Below are 20,425 nucleotides of genomic sequence, written 5' to 3'. Positions count from 1 at the left end.
AGAATAAAGAACATAGAATAGAGATTTTTGAGGACGTCTATTTTCTCTTTTCTATTCTCTCTTCTCTCAAAAAATAAAATATGAAAACAGCATATATAGTAAAAGGATATAGAACGGCCGTAGGTAAAGCTCCTCGAGGGGTTTTCCGATTCAAAAGGCCAGATGAATTGGCGGCAGAAACCATTCAATTTATGATGGACAAGCTTCCTAATTTTGATAAAACCCGCATTGATGATGTCATTGTTGGTAATGCGATGCCAGAAGCAGAACAGGGTCTTAATATGGGACGTTTGATTTCGCTCATGGGCTTACAAATTGAAGACGTTCCGGGGGTGACCGTAAATAGATACTGTGCATCTGGAATTGAAACCATTGGTATCGCAACTGCTAAGATTCAGGCAGGAATGGCCGATTGTATTATTGCCGGTGGTGTTGAAAGCATGAGTTACATCCCTATGGGAGGTTACAAACCCGTACCCGATTATAAAGCCGCTAAAGCTGGCCATGAAGACTACTATTGGGGAATGGGACTGACAGCCGAAGCCGTTGCCAATGAATTTAAGGTTTCGCGTGAAGACCAGGATGAATTCGCTTATAATTCGCACCAAAAAGCTTTAAAAGCTCAGGCTGAAAACCGGTTTCAGGATCAAATTGTTCCCATAGATGTGGAACATGTATTCCTAGATGACAATGGTAAGAAAACGACAAAAAACTATACGGTTACAAAAGATGAAGGCCCAAGAGCCGATACCAGTTTAGACGTATTAGGAAAACTACGCCCAGTATTTGCGGCCAATGGAAGTGTGACGGCAGGAAACTCATCACAAATGAGTGATGGCGCTGCTTTTGTGATGATTATGAGCGAAGAACTGGTTAAAGAACTCAATCTAGAACCTATTGCCCGTTTGGTCAATTATGCCGCGGCTGGTGTGGAACCTAGAATTATGGGAATTGGTCCTGTAAAGGCCATTCCAAAAGCCTTAAAACAAGCAGGCCTAAAACAAGATGATTTAGGTTTGATAGAGTTAAATGAAGCCTTTGCGTCCCAATCTTTGGCAGTCATAAGAGAACTTGGCTTAAACAGCGATATCGTCAACGTGAATGGTGGGGCCATTGCTTTGGGACATCCACTGGGATGTACTGGTGCTAAATTGACCGTACAATTACTTGATGAAATGAGAAAACGAAATATGAAAGGCCAATATGGCGCTGTAACCATGTGCGTAGGCACAGGTCAAGGAGCTTGTGGGATTTTTGAATTTCTATCATAGGGAAGAGTATAGAAAAAAGAATAGAGAAAATAGACTTGACTCTTAAACCTTATGAGACACAACTATAAAAATCTTAAGATTAGCCAGATGGGATTAGAAATTGCAAATACCATTTCTGATATTTTAGTTGATTTTCCTAAGCACGAGCGTTATGACCTAGCATCTCAAATAAGCCGAAGTTCGGTTTCTATGCCCAGTAATATAGCAGAAGGTTCGGCAAAAAGTAATAAGTCCTTTAGTAATTATTTGGATATAGCACTCGGTTCGTCCTTCGAACTTAGCACCCAACTATTAATTGCTCATCATAGAAATTATATTAATAAAAAAACATTAACCACACTTGAAGAGAAAATAGAAGAATTTCAAAGAATGACCATGGGTTTCCAAAATGGTCTTAACTAGTAGTCTATTCTCTATATTCTATACTCTCTTCTCTCAAATTAAAACATTATGGAAACTACAGAAAAAGATATTTTAAGAGGCGGCCAATTTTTGGTCAAAGAAACCCTTTGTGAAGATGTATTCACTCCTGAAGATTTTACCGAGGAGCAACAAATGATGAAAGAATCCGTAAAGGAATTCAATGACCGTGAAATTATTGCAAACAGAGACCGTTTTGAAAACAAAGACTATGCTTTTACTGAGCAATGCATGAAAAAAGCTGGAGAAATGGGTTTTTTAAGTGTTGCTGTCCCTGAGGAATATGGCGGAATGGGTATGGGCTTTGTATCTACCATGTTAGTCTGTGACTACATCTCTAGTGGAACCGGTTCCTTTAGTACGGCCTTTGGAGCCCATACTGGAATTGGAACCATGCCGATTACCTTGTATGGTACGGAAGAACAAAAACAAAAATACGTCCCCAAATTAGCTACTGGGGAATGGTTTGGTGCCTATTGCCTTACAGAACCAGGTGCCGGAAGTGATGCCAATTCTGGTAAAACGACCGCCACATTGTCCGAAGATGGAAAACATTACCTGATCAACGGACAAAAAATGTGGATTTCCAATGCCGGTTTTTGCAACATGTTTATTGTCTTTGCAAGAATTGAAGACGACAAATACATCACCGGGTTTATTGTGGAAAACAATCCTGAAAACGGGATTACCTTGGGAGAAGAGGAACACAAACTGGGTATTCGTGCATCATCTACCAGACAAGTCTTTTTCAATGATACCAAAGTACCAGTTGAAAACATGTTGGCAGGTCGCGGTGAAGGCTTTAAAATTGCCATGAATGCTTTGAACATTGGTCGCATTAAATTGGCCGCAGCCTGTTTAGATTCGCAAAGACGTATTACTACAACTGGGGTACAATATGCTAACGAGCGTAAACAATTTAAAACACCAATCTCAGATTTTGGTGCTATCAAAGCCAAAATAGCCGAAATGGCAACCAATGCCTATGTTGGGGAAGCTGCCTCATACAGAGCTGCTAAAAATATTGAAGACCGCATCGAGATTAGACTAAACCAAGGGAATTCCCATCAGGAAGCCGAATTGAAAGGCGTTGAAGAATATGCCATTGAATGTTCCATTTTAAAAGTGGCCGTTTCTGAAGATGTTCAAAATTGCGCCGATGAAGGTATCCAAATTTTTGGAGGTATGGGATTCTCTGAAGATACTCCTATGGAAGCCGCTTGGAGAGATGCTAGAATTGCCAGGATTTATGAAGGAACCAATGAAATTAACCGAATGCTTTCTGTAGGTATGTTGGTTAAAAAGGCCATGAAAGGTCATGTAGATTTATTGGGTCCAGCCATGAAAGTTCAGGAAGATTTGATGGGTATTCCGTCATTTGACACACCTGATTACTCTGAATTATTTTCAGAAGAAAAAGCCGTATTGGCCAACTTAAAGAAAGTCTTCTTAATGGTTGCTGGAGCGGCGGTTCAAAAATTCGGACCCGATTTAGAGCAACACCAACAATTGATGATGGCTGCTTCAAACATTCTTATCGAAATCTATATGGCAGAATCTGGTATTTTGCGTGCTGAAAAGAATGCCAAACGATTTGGAGCAGACTCCCAAAAAGAACAAATTGCCATGGCACAACTATACCTATATAATGCTGTGGAAATTACCATGAAAAATGCCAAGGAAGGTATTGTGTCCTTTGCAGAAGGTGACGAACAACGCATGATGCTTATGGGCTTAAAACGTTTTACCAAATACACCAACATGCCCAATGTGGTTGATTTAAGAAATAGGATTGCTGAAAAAGTTAAAAGCGAAAACCAGTATTGTTTTTAATAAGAGTCTTATAATGAATCTAAGTAAAAAGCCAACTCCTTTGAGTTGGCTTTTGTTATTTTATGTGGAACTGAAAAAAGTTACTTTCTGAAAATTTATTGAATAACCTCCAGAATTAAAACATCCCCTTTTTCGGTCTGTACATCATACTCATAGACCTTTTTCAAATTCTCCACCAAAACATCTTCTTGAAATGAATTGGCTCTACTATGTAACAAGGTGTTAGGATGACTTCCTTCTGCTGGTTTCAAACCCTGGCCTTTTAAAGCCACATAGGACCGAATTCTGCATGTACCTCCTATGGTTGACCTAATAGTGGCTTGGTTCAGTTTCCCATGCTTCCATTTCATGTCAACTTCAAAACCACCTCGGGTTCTTAAACCAGAAATATGCCCCTCCTCCCAAGTATCAGGCAATGCAGGCAACAAATGAATAGCATCGTCATGGCTTTGCAACAACATTTCGGTAATACCAGAAGTACATCCAAAGTTTCCATCAATTTGGAAAGGTGGATGCGCATCAAATAAATTAGGGTAAGTACCTCCTTTTTGAGTCCCATCTGCTTGAATAGAAGGCGTCAATTGGTCCTTTATGAGTTTATAAGCATGGTTGCCATCCAACATTCGTGCCCAAAGATTCACTTTCCACCCCATAGACCATCCAGTAGATTCATCACCCCTAGCTTCCAAGGAAGTCTTGGCAGCCGTGAATAAAGCTGGTGAGTGATAAGCAGATATTTGGTTGGAAGGATACAGGCCATACAAATGTGAAACATGGCGGTGATTATCACCCTGGCGATCCCAATCTTCCATCCATTCTTGCAATTGCCCCCATTTACCAACCTGCATAGGAGCCAATTGTTTTAACTTCTCTCTTAAGCTATCGGCATAGGTTTTGTCAACCCCTAAAACATCAGAAGCCTGAATGATATTACTAAATACATCATAAACCAATTGGTTATCCAAAGTGGTTCCTCCAGCTATGGTAACGCCACTGTGATGCGCATTTTCTGGAGACATGGAAGGACTCACTACTAGCCAACCATTTTTTGGTTCTTCTACCAATATATCCTCAAGAAATAAAGCTGCTCCTTTTAAAATAGGATACTTCTCCTTTAAAAAAGCTTCGTCTCCGCTATATAAATAGTGATACCAAATATGCTGGCTCAACCAGGCGCCGCCCATTGGCCATAAACCGTAATACCCACCATCTACAACACCTGTAATACGCCATAAATCAGTATTATGATGCATGTTCCAACCTCGAGCGCCATAGATATCCCTTGCAGATTCTTGTCCCGTTTTGGAAACATCCTCGATTAAATCGAACAGTGGTTCATGCAACTCAGACAAATGAGTAGGTTCAGCAAGCCAATAATTCATTTCTGTATTAATGTTCACCGTATATTTACTATCCCAAGAAGGACGTAACAAATGATTCCAAATTCCTTGTAAATTGGCAGCTTGTGTACCAGGTTGGGAACTAGAGATCAAAAGATATCTTCCGAATTGGTAATATAAGGCTACCAACTGGGGATCATCACCCTCACTAAAATCCTTTAACCTGACGTCTGTTGGGTTTTTAATGGAATCGGTTTCTCCTAAATCAATCGCTACACGATCAAAATAGTTTTTATAGGTACTAACATGGGATTGTTCTAGCTCATCAAACTGTTTCTCAAAAGCAGCATTTAATTTAGTCCTCGCAATATTATCTGGATTATTGGAAAGTTCATTATAGGATTTAAAGTTCGTTCCAACGGATAAAAAAACAACGAGTCGATCAGCTCCCGAAATCACCAAGGAACTATCCGTTGCCAATAAATTACCCCCATAAACCTTGGGTTTAACAATGGTGGCAAAAGCGACCTTTCCCTTTTTGTTTTCATAATCACTACTCGTTCCTCGCAACCAAATTTCATCATTTTCAATTTTAACTTCTTGGTGCTCATGCGGACTATTCATTGACAAGGTGCATGATATAGCAGAGGGCTTATCAGCTGAAATTTCAACAGCCATAATATCATCTCCTAAAGAAGCTATGTATTTCCTCGTATAGGTAACATCCCCAGCTTTATACCTAACATGGCTAACAGCCTTTGAAATATCCAAATCTCTGTAATAATCATCTGTTTGAACACTATCTGGAAAAACCATTTGTAGATTCCCAACAGGCTGATAACACATCCCATAATTCATGTCTGAAGTAGCGCGTCTTGGCAAATAAGTATTTGCTAATTGTTGCGCTTCTTCATACTTCTCTTCAAAAATTAATTGACGTATTTCAGGCAAGTACTTTTTTATTTCAGGAAGCACATTGTTCCCAGGCTCTCCTGCCCAAACTGTTTCCTCATTAAATTGTATGGTTTCTGTGCCAATTCCTCCAAAAACCATGGCTCCAAGTCTTCCATTACCAATGGGAAGAGCTTCCTCCCAAATTTCTGCAGGTTGTTGATACCATAATTTATAAGGGCTCTCAATAGGTTTAACCTCTTCAATTTTTGATGAACATCCTAAAAAGGACATCCCTATTACTGACATGAAAAGAAACTTATCCGTCAGTTGTTTTAAATAATTCATATGTAACTATTAATAATGGGGACAATTTTAAATACTACCCTATCGTCTCCTTAATCCGCTCCTCCTCTGTGGTGGAAGAAAGATTGATGGCTGTTTCTATGAGTGCCAAATGGGAATAGGCCTGCGGGAAATTACCCAACAAGCGCTTAGTTTTAAAATCGATATCCTCACTAAACAAGCCCAAATGATTGCTGTAAGACAACAATTTATCAAACAGCTTTTTAGCCTTCTGTACCTCTCCTATTTTAAATAAACTGTTGATAAACCAAAAGGTACAAATAGTAAAGGAGGATGATGGCAGCCCAAAATCATCCTGATTTTTATAGCGGTATAAAAGTCCGTCATTACTTAATTCACGTTCTATAGCATTTACGGTACTCACATATTTAGGGTCTCTAGCATCTATAAACCCATAAGATTCCATCAATAAAACTGAAGCGTCCAAATCCTTAGAACCATAAGATTGCGTAAAGGCTTTCACCTCATTGTTCCAAGCATTGGCCATAATGTCTTCTCGAATCTCAGACTCAATCAACTTCCACTTCGTTATTTTTCTGGATTTGCCTAAAATCTCAGCAACCTTAATGGCTTTGTCCACTGCCGTCCAGCATAAGATTTTAGAAAAAGTAAAATGCCTGTCTTCAGCTCTAAATTCCCAAATTCCTTTATCAGGCTCCCGCCAGTGTTTATTAACCACCCAAACAATGCCTTTAGTAATGGTCCACAACTCCTCTGTGTTCTCAATATCCATGGAGAAATTGACAAATTGCTGGTAAATGACATCCATCAAAATACCATAGATATCGTTTTGCTTCTGTTTGTAAGCAGCGTTTCCAACCCTTACTGGTTTAGAACCTTGGTAACCATCTAAATGATCCAGACTGTATTCGGTAAGAATCTTTTCTTTATTAATTCCGTACATGATTTGAAGCTTCTCATCTTTATCTGGTATTAGATCAATAATAAACTTCAAATACCTTTTAGCTATATTTTTATGACCCAATTGCGACACCACCTTGATTACCATGGAGGCATCACGTATCCAACAAAATCGATAATCCCAATTCCTTACTTCTCCTATGGTTTCAGGCAAGGAAGTAGTGGCTGCTGCCAGAACCGCCCCTGACTTATCATAAGTCAAAAGCTTTAAGGTCATAGCACTTCGTAATATTTCTTTTTGATATAGGTTAAATTTTGGAGTAACGTCAAGCCAATTCAACCAATACACTTTAGTCCTTTGATGCTCCAAAAACATCTTTTCTGTAGACGTTTCAAAAATCTTTTCATTATACCCCATCAAGAAATAACCATCTTCCATCAAGGATATCTCATCACCATTAACAACTTCCTCCTTGTTGAAATTGGTATATAGGAAAAGGGTGTCAAATTTTTCACCATAGGTCAAACTCACTATAAAATCATCTTTGACATAGGTTTTGGTTTCTCCCTTGGCATACTCTAATTTAGGTTGGTATTTCACCCTAAAAGTGGGTTTCCCCGATACTCTATTAAAATATCTAACTATTTCTGGTGGGGCATTGTAAGTGCCATTGTGTTTATAATATCGTGGCATGAAGTCATGAACTTCAAAAACATCTATCCCATTGCTAAATTTAGTTACCAGTATGGCAGTTCCGTCCAAATAGTACTGACTAATACTATAACTATCATCTACTTCCAGCTCAAAACTTCCTCCTATCTGGTCATCCAATAATTTGGCAAAAACCGAAGAAGAATCAAACTCAGGCAAACAACACCAATCAATAGATCCTGTTTTTGAAATTAAAGCGGCACTTCTACAATTTCCTATAATTCCATAATCTAAATTATTTGTCAAATCTTATGTTTTATGAGGTTAACAGCTATTTTTTCTTTAAATTAACGAAAATCTATTCTTTAAACCAAGATATACATTCAATGAATAAAACCATTATCATTTCCAACCGACTTCCTTTACAAATCAAACTAGAAGATAATCAATTGAACGTCAAGCCCAGTGTGGGTGGTTTGGCCACAGGATTAAAATCAATTCATGAGGAGGGCGACGGAATTTGGATTGGGTGGTCTGGCCTAACAGAAGAAGAATTGACAGAGGACTTAACGCAAGAAGTTGAAAAGGAACTGGCCAATGCCAAATGCGCCAGAGTTCCGTTAAACCAAGATGATATCGATAAATTTTATTTCGGTTTCAGCAACAAAACCCTTTGGCCACTGTTTCATTATTTTTTAGAATATACAGAGTTTGATAGTGAGCAATGGGAAGCCTACAAAAAAGTGAATCAAAAGTTTGCTGATGTTGTTCTCGAACACATTGAAGACGGAGACAATGTATGGGTACACGATTACCAATTACTATTACTCCCGAAATTAATCAAAGACAAGAAACCAAACTCAACCATTGGCTTCTTTTTACATATACCTTATCCCTCTTACGAAATCTTTAGAACCTTCCCATGGCGTGAAGAATTATTACACGGCATGCTAGGTTCAGACCTCTTAGGGTTCCATACCTATGATTATGAAAGACATTTTTTAAGTTCGGTCAAACGAATTTTACGTTTGGATGTCCAGTTCAATGAGGTATCCTACCATGACCGGGTTGTGAAGGTAGACTCCTTCCCCATGGGAATAGATTACAACAAATTTTATGATGCGGCCAACAAACAACTCAATCAAAGTGAGGATGAAAAATCAGAGCTCCAAAAGCGGTTAGATGATCACATCCAGGCAGGAGAAGACACAAAAATGATCCTATCCATAGACCGAATGGATTACACCAAAGGAATTCCCAACCGCATCCGTGCCTTTGAATATTTCCTCAACAAATACCCACAGTTCAAAGAAAAAGTTCGACTCATCATGCTCGCCGTTCCTTCGCGGTCTGATGTACCGCAATACCAGAAGTTAAAACGGGAAACAGACGAATTGGTCGGGCGCATCAACGGAAAGTTTGCCACGGTAAGTTGGACGCCTATTTGGTATTTCTATAGGTCCATGCCTTTTGATAATTTAATCGATTTATATACCTCATCTAATGTGGCCCTAATTACACCCATTCGTGATGGTATGAACCTCGTAGCCAAAGAATACATAGCTACCAGAGTGAATCAAGACGGGGTTTTGGTATTAAGTGAAATGGCTGGGGCTTCCAAAGAATTAAATGAAGCCTTATTGATCAACCCCAATAATTTTGAACAAATAGCAGACACCCTGAAGTTTGCACTTGAAATGCCACTGGAAGAACAAAACAAACGCATGAAAATTCTTCAAAAGCGACTTCAAAGGTATAGTATAGAAAAATGGGCTAGCGAATTCATGAAATCCCTAAATGCCACTAAAAGTCTGGGCGAGGTCATTGTAGCCAAAAAAATGGATACCCCCAATCAAGATGCCATGATTGCCGACTTTAAGAAGGCCAATAAAAGAGCTTTCTTTTTGGATTATGATGGTACCTTGGCTGGTTTTCAGAACGACCCACAAGATGCCAAACCAGATGAGCAACTCATCAAATTACTGGATAAATTAAATCAGTTACCCGATACCGATATCATTATCATTAGTGGTCGTGACAAAGAAACCTTTGAAAATTGGTTCGGCGACAAACCATACAACCTCATTACAGATCATGGCGTGTGGCTCAAAGACAAAAATAAAGATTGGGAAATGCTGGAACGCATCAAAATAAACTGGATGGAAAACATCATGCCCATCCTAGAATCCTTTGTAGATAGAACCCCAGGAACCTTTATAGAAAAGAAAAAATACTCCTTAGCTTGGCACTACCGAAAAGCCGATCCAGAATTGGCCCAGATCAGGACTATGGAACTAAATACCGTGTTAACAAGCTTAATTTCCAATAGGGATTTGGCGGTATTAAACGGTAATAAGGTTATGGAAATAAAAAGCAGTAGTGTTAACAAAGGACGTGCTTCTTCACGCTGGCTTAACAAAGCACCTTATGATTTTGTGTTTGCCATTGGTGATGATTGGACCGACGAATACATGTTTGAAGATCTTCCAAAGTCCTCATACTCAGTTAAAGTGGGATTCAAAAAAACCAAGGCCAAATATTACGTCAAAGACCCTGAAAGTGTTAGAGAATTATTAAGTAGATTTGTGGATAACTAAATTACCCACACTTACTACATAATGAAACACTTACTTTTAACGACGTTTATGACCCTGTCTGTTCTAAGTGGCTATTCCCAAGGCCTATTAGAAAAGAAGGAGAATTTTACACACCAAGATACCTTGAGGGGTACCATTACCCCAGAACGGGCTTGGTGGGATTTAACTTATTACCATTTAGATATTGAGGTTTTCCCAGAAACCAAAACCATCAAAGGTACCAATACCATTAGGTATAAGATTCTAGAGCGCAATGGCGTGATGCAAATCGATTTGCAAGAGCCCATGCAAATAACCAAAGTCACCCAAAACGGACAAAGGTTGTATGTAAAGCATGACGGCAACGCCCATTTCGTTTACTTAAAAAGATATCAAAAGGTTGGCAATACCGAAGAAATTGTGGTTCACTACACCGGAAAACCCAGAGAAGCAGTTAGAGCTCCTTGGGACGGTGGTTTCTCTTGGAAAAAAGACCAAAACGGCAATCCCTTTATAGCCACTTCTTGTCAAGGTCTGGGCGCCAGCGTCTGGTGGCCATGTAAAGACCACATGTATGACGAGGTAGACAGCATGGACATTTCGGTTACGGTTCCAAAGGGGTTGATAGATGTATCCAATGGACGCTTAAAAAGCAAAGTAGAAAACTCAACAACTACCACCTTTAATTGGGAGGTCAAAAACCCAATCAACAACTACGGCGTCAATGTCAACATAGGAGATTACACCCATTTTTCTGAAGTATACCAAGGTGAAAAAGGTCCTTTAGATATGGACTACTGGGTACTTAGCTACAACTTAGACAAGGCCAAAGAACAGTTCAAGCAAGCGCCTCAAATGATGGAAGCGTTTGAGCATTGGTTCGGTCCTTATCCATTCTATGAAGACAGCTTTAAGCTTGTAGAAGTTCCTTATTTAGGAATGGAACACCAAAGCTCGGTGACCTATGGTAACCATTATCAAAATGGCTACTTGGGTAGTGACCTCTCTGGAACGGGCTGGGGGCTGAAGTTTGACTTCATCATCATCCACGAGTCTGGTCATGAGTGGTTCGCAAACAACATTACCAACAAAGACATTGCAGACATGTGGATTCATGAAGGATTCACAGCCTATTCTGAAAACCTGTTCCTAGATTATTTCTACGGAAAAAAAGCCGCTTCAGAATATGTCATCGGAACGCGTAGAGCTGTTTCTAATGACAAACCCATCATTGGTTTTTACGATGTGAACAAAGAAGGTTCTGGAGACATGTACTACAAAGGTGCCAACATGTTGCACACCTTACGCCAATTAATTGAAGACGATGACAAGTGGCGTCAAATTTTAAAAGGTCTCAATAAAGATTTCTACCACCAAACGGTAACGACCAAGCAGGTAGAAGACTACTTGAGCGAGAAAACCGGTTATGACCTTACTGAGTTTTTTAATCAGTATTTAAGAGATACCCGCATTCCTGTTTTGGAATATGAAGTGGAAGGTCAGCAAATCAAGTTTAGATGGACCAATGTGGTTGAAAACTTTGATATGCCAGTAATCATCACCTATGATGGTAAGAAACAATGGATCTACCCCAAGCAAGAATGGCGCACCGCTTTTATTGCTTCGGATGATGTGACTATTGACCCTAATTTCTATATCATCCCTAAAAAGATATAACCGTGTCCAAACTCCTCGAACTCTATTTCAAAACACATGATGCATGGAGGGACTGGTTGCATGACAACCACGAGGAGTTTACAGGTGTTTATTTAATATTTTATAAGGTAGACCATCCCAAAGACAGTATGCGTTGGGAAGAAGCCGTAAAGGTTGCCCTTTGCTATGGATGGATCGATTCTACCGTTAAGAGTTTGGGCGATGGCAAACGCCGGCAGTACTTTACCCGGAGAAACCCCAAAAGTGCTTGGAGCGCCCTAAACAAAAAATACATTGATGAATTGGCAGCTGCCGATTTGATTCACCCATCGGGGCACCAGTCTATTGCAATTGCCAAAGAAAATGGCAGTTGGACAGCCCTAGACGATGTGGAAAATGGCATCATACCTGAGGATTTACAGCGAGCTTTCAACCAAAACCCTCAGGCTTTTGATAACTACAATCAGTTTGCGCCATCTTACAGAAAGAGCTATTTGTACTGGTTAAATGACGCCAAACGCGACACCACCAGACAAAAACGCATCCTCGAAATCATCAAGTATTGTGCATCAAACAAAAAGTCCCGCGGGGACAGTTATTAAATACCGCTTATAAAACTACCATACGGATCCTTAAATTGGGTCCCCTCGGTAAACCTAAATTTACTCAGTTGCTTAAATTCCACTAGGGCCCACAAGATAAACTCCTTCTCAAAGTAAGTTTCCTCCTTAGGCAATTCGGGTTGGTATTCCCCTATCAAATCATCTAAAGGTGAAATAGAATCCAGTAACTGTCGGTATTCCTTCTCTCTAAAGTCATCCAGAATTTCAAACCCGTCCTTTTGGTTAAAAAACCATGACACCACATCATCATAAGGGGTTTCCTCATCCTGCTTTTTAAGTTTCTCAATCTTTGGAAAATAGGTTGGGAACAAAGTTTTAATCGCTTCCCCTATCAGGTTGTAAGCCACTAAGGCGGCACCTTCCTGCTCGCCTTCATATACCAACTCCACTTTTCCTACTATTGATGGAATAATACCCACAAAGTCACTTAACCTAACCATGGTATGCTCGTCACCCGCTTTTAAAGCACGCCTTTCAGCCGTACTCAAAAGGTTTTCAAAAGCCGTGATACTCAGTCGGGCACTCACCCCACTTTTGGCATCAATATACTCACTGTCCCGAGCCTCAAAAACAATCTGCTCCAGCAGGTCTTTTGCCAGATCTGGAACCATGATATGCTCCTTTTGTCCAGAGACCACCTTGGCTTCTTGTTCGGTAATCAATCTAGCGGTTTCTATATCTATGGGGTAATGCGTCAAAATCTGGGAACCGATTCGATCTTTAAGTGGGGTTACAATGCTTCCCCTATTGGTATAATCCTCAGGATTGGCAGTAAACACAAACTGCATATCCAAAGGCAGTCGCAATTTAAACCCACGAATTTGTATATCGCCTTCCTGCAAGATATTAAATAAGGCTACCTGTATACGTGCTTGCAAGTCGGGCAACTCATTTATTACAAAAATGCTTCTATTGGCCCGCGGTATCATTCCGTAATGAATCACACGGTCATCGGCATAACTCAGTTTCAGGTTTGCTGCTTTAATGGGGTCTACATCCCCAATGATATCAGCCACCGTCACATCTGGGGTAGCCAGTTTTTCGGCAAAGCGCTCCTCACGGTGCAACCAGCCTATAGGTGTCTCGTCACCCTTTACCTGCAACAACTCCTTGGCATATCTGGAGATGGGATGAAACGGGTCATCGTGAATCTCAGAGCCTTCCACCACAGGAATGTACTCGTCTAGCAAAGTCACCATCAATCGGGCTAGACGGGTTTTGGCCTGTCCGCGCAACCCCAATAGGTTGATGTTGTGCCTAGACAGGATGGCGCGTTCCAATTCAGGAATCACCGTGGTTTCATACCCATGAATACCTTCAAAGGTAGGCTCGTTGTTCTTTATTTTTTGAATGAGGTTATCCCTAAGTTCGTCTTTGATAGACTTGCTTTGATAGCCTGCTTCCTTTAATTGTCCAAAGGTTTTGATGTTTTCTATTTTCATTTATATTTCGCTTTTTGAAACATCTCGACTGCGCTCGATGTGACAACATATATCAATTTTCTTACTTTTAAAATTACAATTTCCCTATCCCCTAATACGCTTTCTCCTATTGGTTTCATAATCTTCAAAGATCATTTCCCCCAGTCCTTTAAGCCCTGTATAAAAGGCCTTTCCTTGGTTGGCATAGGTAAACTCCCTTACAAACTGCATCAAGTACTCATCCTTGGCAATCATAAAGGTGGTGATGGGTATGTGCAGCCTTCTAGCCTGTTGGGCCATGGCATAGCACTTGTTGGTAATAAAGGGGTTCAACCCCACACTGTCTTTATAGTACTCCCCGTCTGGCAAACGCACACAACTAGGTTTCCCATCGGTAATCATAAAAATCTGTTTATTGGTATTTCGTTTTCTTCGCAGTAGATCCATGGCCAACTGCAAGCCAGCCACCGTATTGGTATGATAAGGTCCTACTTTTAGATAGGGCAAGTCCTTGATCTCAATAGCCCAAGCATCGTTCCCAAACACCAAAATATCCAAGGTATCCTTGGGGTAGCGTGTGGTAATGAGTTCGGCTAGTGCCATGGCTACCTTTTTGGCTGGGGTAATACGGTCTTCGCCATAAAGAATCATACTATGGCTAATGTCAATCATCAGCACGGTACTCATCTGTGATTTGTGTAGGGTCTCCTCAACCACTAGGTCATCCTCGGCCATGGTAAAATCACCAATACCGTGATTGATCTGGGCATTCTTTAAGCTCTCGGTCATAGAGACCTTGTCAAGCGCATCCCCAAACTGATAGCTTCTAAAGTCCCCTGTATGTTCATCGCCCACCCCAGGGGTTTTACTGCGATGGTTACCAGCACCACTGCGTTTTATTTTCCCAAATATTTGGTCGAGTGCCTGTTGACGGATGGCCCGTTCGGTTTTGGCAGTAATGGCCATTCCGCCTTGTCCGTCGGGGTCTATCTCCTCACGGATGTATCCTTTTTTCTTCAAGTCTTCAATAAAATCGTCAATAGTATACTCGGCAGTCGTTAACTTATATTCGTCATCCAAATCACGCAACCAGTCGATGGCCTCGTCAAAATCTCCAGAGGTATAAGTAATAAGCTCCTTAAAGATATCGAAGAGTTTATCAAAAGGCGATTGGTATGGTACCTCGTAGGTTTTAAAAACGAAGCCTTTTCTTTGAGGGTTTGGGTTTGTCATAGCACTTTAAAATTACGATATTCTTTGGTTGGTTGTCAAGTTTTGGGCGGGTTTTATGATTTTTTTAATGGAAGGAAGGGCTATAAGCCAAGGGATTTGTTATTCAGAAGGAGGCCCATGGGTGGTTGACGCGTCTTATCAATAAACCGTAATGTATCCCAATAGACCCTGAAACGAGTTCAGGGTGACAAGGGCTGGGGGTTTGGTAAACGAACTGTCATGCTGAACCAAACCCATCCTTTGCCATAACATCCTCAAGGATCCTATAAAACAAAAAAAGTAATCACCCTCCCTTCATTTCAAGCATAAAAGATTAATTTAGAGCAATATAACAAGCTAAAAACAATTAGGAGAAAATGAATAATAAACCATTTTTTAGATTGTATTATTTACTTTATTCCATATTTGGTGCTTTGCTAGTATCCAGCTGTAGTCAAAGTGAAAATCAAATTGCAGATTTTGAATTTTGGAAAATTAATATTGTAACTCCAAATCCCCAAAGGACTATAGACTCTTTGGTAAATAAATATAACCTTCAATATAAGGGCAAGACTTCTAAACAAAATGGATTTGTTTCTGGCAGTCTGGAATTAGCAAATGCCTCCTTGCAAATAAAAACCTATCTTGATTCATCGGAACATGAACCTGGGCCTACAGAAATAACAATATTAACAAATCTACCAGATAGTATGGCCTATAAACAACTGAAAGAGAAAGGTCTTGATATCAACAAACCTTTTCGCAGAGAAGGCTGGAATTTTTCCGTAATTACAATTCCTGACTTAAAGATTTTAGGCGAAAAAAGTTATGGTATTTATGTCTGTAAATTGGATGGCAGCAAAGAAGATATGGTTGAAAATGCCAAATGGCGCGATTCTGTTAGAAGTTTAACAAATGTGAGATTGGAAACGGTATCTGTTTTTGCACCCAATGCAACAGAGCTAAAAAAGAGCTTCACCAAACTTAAACTCGGAGGAAAGAAGCCTCCAAAATTTAATTTTATAGTGGATAGTGTTTATAAGATGGAAATCGAAATAAAATAACTGGCTACATAATATTATAACCGCATGATGGCGGTTCAACCAAACTCATGCTTTTTCCATAACATCCTCAAGGATCTAATTATTCAAAAAGGCATCAGATACACACATGTAAGGAATAAAAACTATTTTAGTAAGGATAGAACCCGTTGTGGATAATTTGAAATATGATCACACTACTAAAAAAAATATCAGAGAAAGCCATTGAATTAGGTGATTTTGAGTTTACTCCAGGGCAGATTGAAAATAAATGGTTAGGTATCAAACCAGCCTTAAAAACTGATATAGAACTGACCGAAAAAAAGCTCAAAGTCAAACTACCAATAGATTATAAACAGTTTCTTTTAATTACAAATGGATTTTCTTTACCAAACAATGTAGAACCTACTTTTGAACCGATTGAAAAAATTGACTTTTTGAAAAACATTGATGATTTTTTAGTAAAAGTTTGGAATCAAGAAGGAGTTTCAGATATAGGACAGCAATTAGAGCAAGGTATTTTAGTAGGTGGAAGTATGGAAGAGCAATATTTTTTACTTATCCCTCCAAAAACAGATTTAGAAAATTGGAAATATTGGAAATTCTCTTCTTGGCAACCTGGCGAAGTAGAATTTAAGAATCTAGAACATTATTTCACTGATGTATTAGAATTTATGAATGATTGTATTGAAGAAAATAAATAAAAAAACGAATGCCTAAAAGATCTAAGACGAAAAGCCTACCATACCCCACAAATCAAGTAATAAAAACTATTTTAGTAGGGATATAACTAGTTGTGGAGCATAAATGAAGACGGTAAAAAACATATTATTAGCTATTCCAATTGGAATTTTGACTCTATGCTTGATTGTCATTGCGTTGCCTTTCTTCATAATTGCAAGTCCATTTCTATGGATTAGAGAAAAGAAGTTCAAGAAGGAATACTTGGAATATTTACAGACTATTGATGGCTCTAATTTCTTCTGCTATAACAACAGAAAAAAAGGACGTCAGTACATTGAAGACAAAGTTATTCCCAACTTGCCAGAAGAAGTGGAAGTTCTATTTCTAAATGGACGGAAAATCGAATCTGATAAATACGACACGAAATTCTTATCCAGAGCGTTTTATGGCTTTAAAAATTATACTCGATTTCCTCAACTTTTGAAAATTAGAAATGGAGAAACTATTGATTCTTCAATTAATGCAGAATTATTTCATTGTATAAATCAAGGCGGGGACAGGAATGAACTGTACTCTAAAATTGATGCATTTTTTGAATTAAAATAAAAACGACACAACAACATGAAATTCGAAATTGACAATAGAGAATAATGAAACAAAATATCATCGGAATTTTAGTTTTTACTTTGATTTTAACTTCTTGTAGTAATAAAGTTGTAGCGGACTTTGAAATTATGAACAACACGGAATTTAATATAGATTCTCTGAAAATAGAACCGAATATTAGTGATGTAGGAAAATATATTTCACTAAAAGAAGGAGAAAAAGCCGAATATAAATCTGATATGACGACTATCTCAAAAACTGATGGAGCTTACCAAATAACATTTTTAGTGAACGGAATTAATAAAACGCAAGTTTTTGGTTATTATACAAATGGCTATCCTTTAGAAAAAATAACAAAAATAAAAATCGAAAAAGACACGGTACTGATTGACCAAGTATTTGATAAATATTAAAAAAACAAATGCACACCAAAAAACTAAGATAAAATAGGCAACCATCTCCCCACAAATCAAGGAATAAAGTCTATTTTAGTTAGGGTAAAACGAGTTCTAAGTAATCTAAAAAAGAACAATGAATAAAATTCAAACCTTTTTTTTGACAATCATTTTATTTGGGTGTAAAGCATCAGAAAAGCAAGAAAGTTTTACTGATAAAGGTTTGCTATGGACAGTTAATTGGAGTTCAGATGGAAGATATATTGCAACGGGAGGAAATCAGGACACTCTGAGATTATTTTTAGGAAAAAACTTTAAAAGAGAAAAGAATTACCCTTTAACAAATACAATTACTAAATTAAAATGGCATCCCAAAGACAAGAAATTGGCGGTTTCCACACAAATCTCAACAGATAAAGCAAAAATTATTGATTTGGAAAATAATGCAATTATTGTACTTGACAGTATCTCTAAGGATGGAGCACGAGGAATCGGTTGGAATTTTGATGGTAAACTTTTAGCAGTTGGAGATAATGAAGGAATGCTGACCATATTTGATAAAAAAGGAAATATCATTAAAAAAATTGACGTCAAACAAAAATCAATAACTGGATTAAGTTGGCATCCTAAAAAGAATACAATTGTAACAGTCGGAAGTCAAATAGGAATTTACGATTATGAAAACGATAATTTATTCAACATTAAACCTAGAAATCAGGAGGTATTGATGCTTTGTATAGATTGGCATCCGTCAGGTGAGTTTTTCGTAACTGGAGACTATGGAGATTTTGAAAAAAACTATCCGCCTTTACTTCAATTCTGGAGTGCCAATGGAGACAACATTAAAAACATAGAAAAAAGTAAACTTGAGTACCGAAACATTAAATGGAGTAAGAATGGTGAAGTGCTGGCTACAGCAGGTGATTATGTTCGGCTATGGGATAAAACCGGAGACTTGATTAGAGAAGAAAAAGCAAAAAATACACTATGGGGAATAGATTGGAGTCCTAAGGACAATCGAATTGTTACTACAGATAAAAAAGGAAGAATAACTATTTGGGACATAAACCTGAACATTATAAAAGAGTTAAACTATTAAAGATTACCTACAACAAAAACCTGAGTTAAAAACAAATCCCATCAACACAGACTTTCAATCCGCACCTCCCATCAACCATAAACAAACAACCATAAACCAAAAAAATGACTATTTTAGCTATTCTATCCCTCTGGAGATAGAACGCCCTAATCAGCAACCAGAGCATACAAGCCTGTTTAAATACCTGCTACCTCCCCAAGGTGTCTCGTACTAGAACAGCAAACATGAACCATTAACCTACAAAGATATGATAAGAAAATGCATTTTCTTCCTACTGGCCCTTATGGCCTTTTCAGCTTCGGCACAGATTACCTTTAACACCGGCAGCGTACAACTGGACTCCGATTTAAACATGATCAACACAAGAGCTACGGCCAACTTTAGCGCCTTTAGAAGCGATCTAAGCCTGTCTTTTGGTGTAAGCAGCAGGAAAATTGACCACATGCACACAAGCCTGCACATGGCACCTGGAGAAATTTACTTGGCATTTGAGCTTTCCAAACTCTCTAGAGTATCTATTGACCGTGTGATTACGGTGTATGAAACCAACAAAAAGAAAGGTTGGGGCGTCATCGCCAAAGAACTAGGCATCAAACCTGGTTCCCCTGAATTCCACCAATTAAAAAACAACGCCGGCAAAAACAAGAACAAAGGCAAAGGAAACAGCAAAAGCAAAGGAAACGGCAAAGGCAAGTCTAAAAAGAAGTAGCCACATAAGCCTAAGTTATTGGCTTTACAAAAGCCCAAGGGCGTCCTAAGACTAAAGAGATACTCATTTCTTAGAAGTGTTTTTCTACTGAAAATCTGTTCCAATTTACTACCTTGGGTACGGTTACTTGTGTGACCCGTCATAAAAACAGCCATGGCCTATAAAACCTTTGAAACCGAAAGACTCCTCCTAAGACCTACCAGTGTCAAGGATGCGGCTTTTATTTTAGAGCTTTTAAACACCCCCAAGTGGTTAAAGTACATAGGCGATCGCCACCTTAAAACAGAGATAGATGCTGAAAGTTACATCCGTGTGAAGGTGCTGCCCCAACTAGAGCGTTTGGGCTTTTCAAACTACACCTTGATCAGGAAGCAAGACCGAAAGAAAATAGGCACCTGCGGACTCTACGCTAGGGAAGGCGTAGACTGCATTGATATTGGGTTTGCCTTTCTACCTGCCTATGAGAAAATGGGTACGGTTTTGAAGCCGCCCATTGTATTAAGGAAGCGGCCTTTACCCATTTTGGTATAGAAACCCTCAGAGGATTTACCACCAAAGACAATGTATCCTCCCAAAACCTATTAATCAAACTCGGGTTGAAACAGATAGGCACCACCTTTCTTCCTAATGATGACACCGAGTTGTTGCTGTTTGAAATAACCAGATAGGAACGTCTTGATGACATTTAGATTCTGAAATCGAAGTTAACAAGTTCAGGATGACAAGGGATGGGATTCAATAAACGAACTGTCATGCTGAATTTATTTCAG

At 39.0% G+C, this 20,425-nt stretch carries 16 protein-coding genes and 1 pseudogene; 13 read left to right on the top strand and 4 right to left on the bottom strand.

What is annotated here, in order from left to right; translation table 11 throughout:
• Positions 1-80 precede the first annotated feature (80 nt).
• From ZA07_RS11185 to ZA07_RS11175, 3 genes are read left to right on the top strand one after another with little or no spacing between them, the layout of a single operon-like run.
• Positions 81-1,271, top strand: a complete 1,191-nt coding sequence (locus ZA07_RS11185) for an acetyl-CoA C-acyltransferase (RefSeq protein ID WP_053971766.1) — start codon at positions 81-83, stop codon at positions 1,269-1,271.
• 51 nt (positions 1,272-1,322) lie between these two features.
• Positions 1,323-1,673: a four helix bundle protein gene (locus ZA07_RS11180; protein WP_053971765.1), complete on the top strand. Its 351-nt coding sequence runs from the start codon at positions 1,323-1,325 to the stop codon at positions 1,671-1,673.
• A 48-nt stretch (positions 1,674-1,721) separates the two neighbouring features.
• Positions 1,722-3,524, top strand: coding sequence for an acyl-CoA dehydrogenase family protein (locus tag ZA07_RS11175; protein ID WP_053971764.1), 1,803 nt, complete (start codon positions 1,722-1,724; stop codon positions 3,522-3,524).
• A 95-nt stretch (positions 3,525-3,619) separates the two neighbouring features.
• Here ZA07_RS11175 and ZA07_RS11170 read toward each other — a convergent pair whose 3' ends face one another.
• Positions 3,620-6,103, bottom strand: a complete 2,484-nt coding sequence (locus tag ZA07_RS11170) for a glycoside hydrolase N-terminal domain-containing protein (protein WP_082316569.1) — start codon at positions 6,101-6,103, stop codon at positions 3,620-3,622.
• Between the two features lie 34 nt (positions 6,104-6,137).
• Positions 6,138-7,940 carry a glycoside hydrolase family 15 protein gene (locus ZA07_RS11165; protein WP_053971762.1) on the bottom strand — a complete coding sequence of 601 codons (1,803 nt, stop codon included), beginning with the start codon at positions 7,938-7,940 and terminating at the stop codon, positions 6,138-6,140.
• A gap of 80 nt (positions 7,941-8,020) precedes the next feature.
• On the opposite strand from ZA07_RS11165, the gene ZA07_RS11160 reads away from it, so the two are divergent.
• The 3 genes from ZA07_RS11160 to ZA07_RS11150 are packed head-to-tail and all read left to right on the top strand — an operon-like array spanning position 8,021 to position 12,468.
• Positions 8,021-10,231 carry a bifunctional alpha,alpha-trehalose-phosphate synthase (UDP-forming)/trehalose-phosphatase gene (locus ZA07_RS11160; protein WP_053972126.1) on the top strand — a complete coding sequence of 737 codons (2,211 nt, stop codon included), beginning with the start codon at positions 8,021-8,023 and terminating at the stop codon, positions 10,229-10,231.
• Positions 10,232-10,252: 21 nt separating this feature from the next.
• Positions 10,253-11,887: a M1 family metallopeptidase gene (locus ZA07_RS11155; protein ID WP_157492121.1), complete on the top strand. Its 1,635-nt coding sequence runs from the start codon at positions 10,253-10,255 to the stop codon at positions 11,885-11,887.
• A 2-nt stretch (positions 11,888-11,889) separates the two neighbouring features.
• Positions 11,890-12,468 carry a YdeI family protein gene (locus ZA07_RS11150; RefSeq protein WP_053971760.1) on the top strand — a complete coding sequence of 193 codons (579 nt, stop codon included), beginning with the start codon at positions 11,890-11,892 and terminating at the stop codon, positions 12,466-12,468.
• On the opposite strand, the gene ZA07_RS11145 is transcribed toward ZA07_RS11150, so the two are convergent.
• Entirely contained in the window at positions 12,465-13,931 is a 1,467-nt protein-coding gene (locus ZA07_RS11145) for a sigma 54-interacting transcriptional regulator (RefSeq protein ID WP_053971759.1), read from the bottom strand. The two genes, ZA07_RS11150 and ZA07_RS11145, sit on opposite strands and share 4 nt — an antisense overlap.
• Positions 13,932-14,015: 84 nt before the next feature.
• A complete protein-coding gene (locus ZA07_RS11140; RefSeq protein ID WP_053971758.1) occupies positions 14,016-15,143 on the bottom strand; it encodes a VWA domain-containing protein in 1,128 nt (375 codons plus the stop codon).
• 356 nt (positions 15,144-15,499) lie between these two features.
• Here ZA07_RS11140 and ZA07_RS11135 point away from each other — a divergent pair, with 356 nt between their 5' ends.
• The 7 genes and pseudogenes from ZA07_RS11135 to ZA07_RS11105 all read left to right on the top strand — a co-directional run bounded on the left by ZA07_RS11135 (position 15,500) and on the right by ZA07_RS11105 (position 20,323).
• Positions 15,500-16,186: a hypothetical protein gene (locus tag ZA07_RS11135; protein WP_053971757.1), complete on the top strand. Its 687-nt coding sequence runs from the start codon at positions 15,500-15,502 to the stop codon at positions 16,184-16,186.
• 164 nt (positions 16,187-16,350) lie between these two features.
• Entirely contained in the window at positions 16,351-16,866 is a 516-nt protein-coding gene (locus tag ZA07_RS11130; RefSeq protein WP_053971756.1) for an SMI1/KNR4 family protein, read from the top strand.
• 103 nt (positions 16,867-16,969) lie between these two features.
• Positions 16,970-17,452: a hypothetical protein gene (locus ZA07_RS11125; RefSeq protein WP_053971755.1), complete on the top strand. Its 483-nt coding sequence runs from the start codon at positions 16,970-16,972 to the stop codon at positions 17,450-17,452.
• 44 nt (positions 17,453-17,496) lie between these two features.
• On the top strand, positions 17,497-17,865 hold the full coding sequence (locus ZA07_RS11120; protein WP_053971754.1) for a hypothetical protein: 369 nt from the start codon (positions 17,497-17,499) through the stop codon (positions 17,863-17,865).
• Positions 17,866-17,983: 118 nt separating this feature from the next.
• Positions 17,984-18,946 carry a WD40 repeat domain-containing protein gene (locus tag ZA07_RS11115; RefSeq protein ID WP_053971753.1) on the top strand — a complete coding sequence of 321 codons (963 nt, stop codon included), beginning with the start codon at positions 17,984-17,986 and terminating at the stop codon, positions 18,944-18,946.
• A gap of 247 nt (positions 18,947-19,193) precedes the next feature.
• On the top strand, positions 19,194-19,655 hold the full coding sequence (locus ZA07_RS11110; RefSeq protein ID WP_157492119.1) for a hypothetical protein: 462 nt from the start codon (positions 19,194-19,196) through the stop codon (positions 19,653-19,655).
• Positions 19,656-19,808: 153 nt separating this feature from the next.
• Positions 19,809-20,323, top strand: a pseudogene (locus ZA07_RS11105) (GNAT family N-acetyltransferase).
• The last annotated feature ends 102 nt before the right edge of the window (positions 20,324-20,425 follow it).

Origin of the sequence: Mangrovimonas sp. ST2L15 (genome assembly GCF_001280515.1) — a bacterium.
In the GTDB taxonomy this organism is placed as follows: domain Bacteria; phylum Bacteroidota; class Bacteroidia; order Flavobacteriales; family Flavobacteriaceae; genus Mangrovimonas; species Mangrovimonas futianensis.
This window is presented reverse-complemented; position numbering and strand designations above follow the sequence as displayed.

Coding starts and splice junctions, on each gene's coding strand:
- ZA07_RS11185 (WP_053971766.1), top strand. CDS start 81: ATGAAAACAGCATATATAGTAAAAGGATATAGAACGGCCGTAGGTAAA.
- ZA07_RS11180 (WP_053971765.1), top strand. CDS start 1,323: ATGAGACACAACTATAAAAATCTTAAGATTAGCCAGATGGGATTAGAA.
- ZA07_RS11175 (WP_053971764.1), top strand. CDS start 1,722: ATGGAAACTACAGAAAAAGATATTTTAAGAGGCGGCCAATTTTTGGTC.
- ZA07_RS11170 (WP_082316569.1), bottom strand. CDS start 6,103: ATGAATTATTTAAAACAACTGACGGATAAGTTTCTTTTCATGTCAGTA.
- ZA07_RS11160 (WP_053972126.1), top strand. CDS start 8,021: ATGAATAAAACCATTATCATTTCCAACCGACTTCCTTTACAAATCAAA.
- ZA07_RS11155 (WP_157492121.1), top strand. CDS start 10,253: ATGAAACACTTACTTTTAACGACGTTTATGACCCTGTCTGTTCTAAGT.
- ZA07_RS11145 (WP_053971759.1), bottom strand. CDS start 13,931: ATGAAAATAGAAAACATCAAAACCTTTGGACAATTAAAGGAAGCAGGC.
- ZA07_RS11140 (WP_053971758.1), bottom strand. CDS start 15,143: ATGACAAACCCAAACCCTCAAAGAAAAGGCTTCGTTTTTAAAACCTAC.
- ZA07_RS11135 (WP_053971757.1), top strand. CDS start 15,500: ATGAATAATAAACCATTTTTTAGATTGTATTATTTACTTTATTCCATA.
- ZA07_RS11130 (WP_053971756.1), top strand. CDS start 16,351: ATGATCACACTACTAAAAAAAATATCAGAGAAAGCCATTGAATTAGGT.
- ZA07_RS11125 (WP_053971755.1), top strand. CDS start 16,970: ATGAAGACGGTAAAAAACATATTATTAGCTATTCCAATTGGAATTTTG.
- ZA07_RS11120 (WP_053971754.1), top strand. CDS start 17,497: ATGAAACAAAATATCATCGGAATTTTAGTTTTTACTTTGATTTTAACT.
- ZA07_RS11115 (WP_053971753.1), top strand. CDS start 17,984: ATGAATAAAATTCAAACCTTTTTTTTGACAATCATTTTATTTGGGTGT.
- ZA07_RS11110 (WP_157492119.1), top strand. CDS start 19,194: ATGATAAGAAAATGCATTTTCTTCCTACTGGCCCTTATGGCCTTTTCA.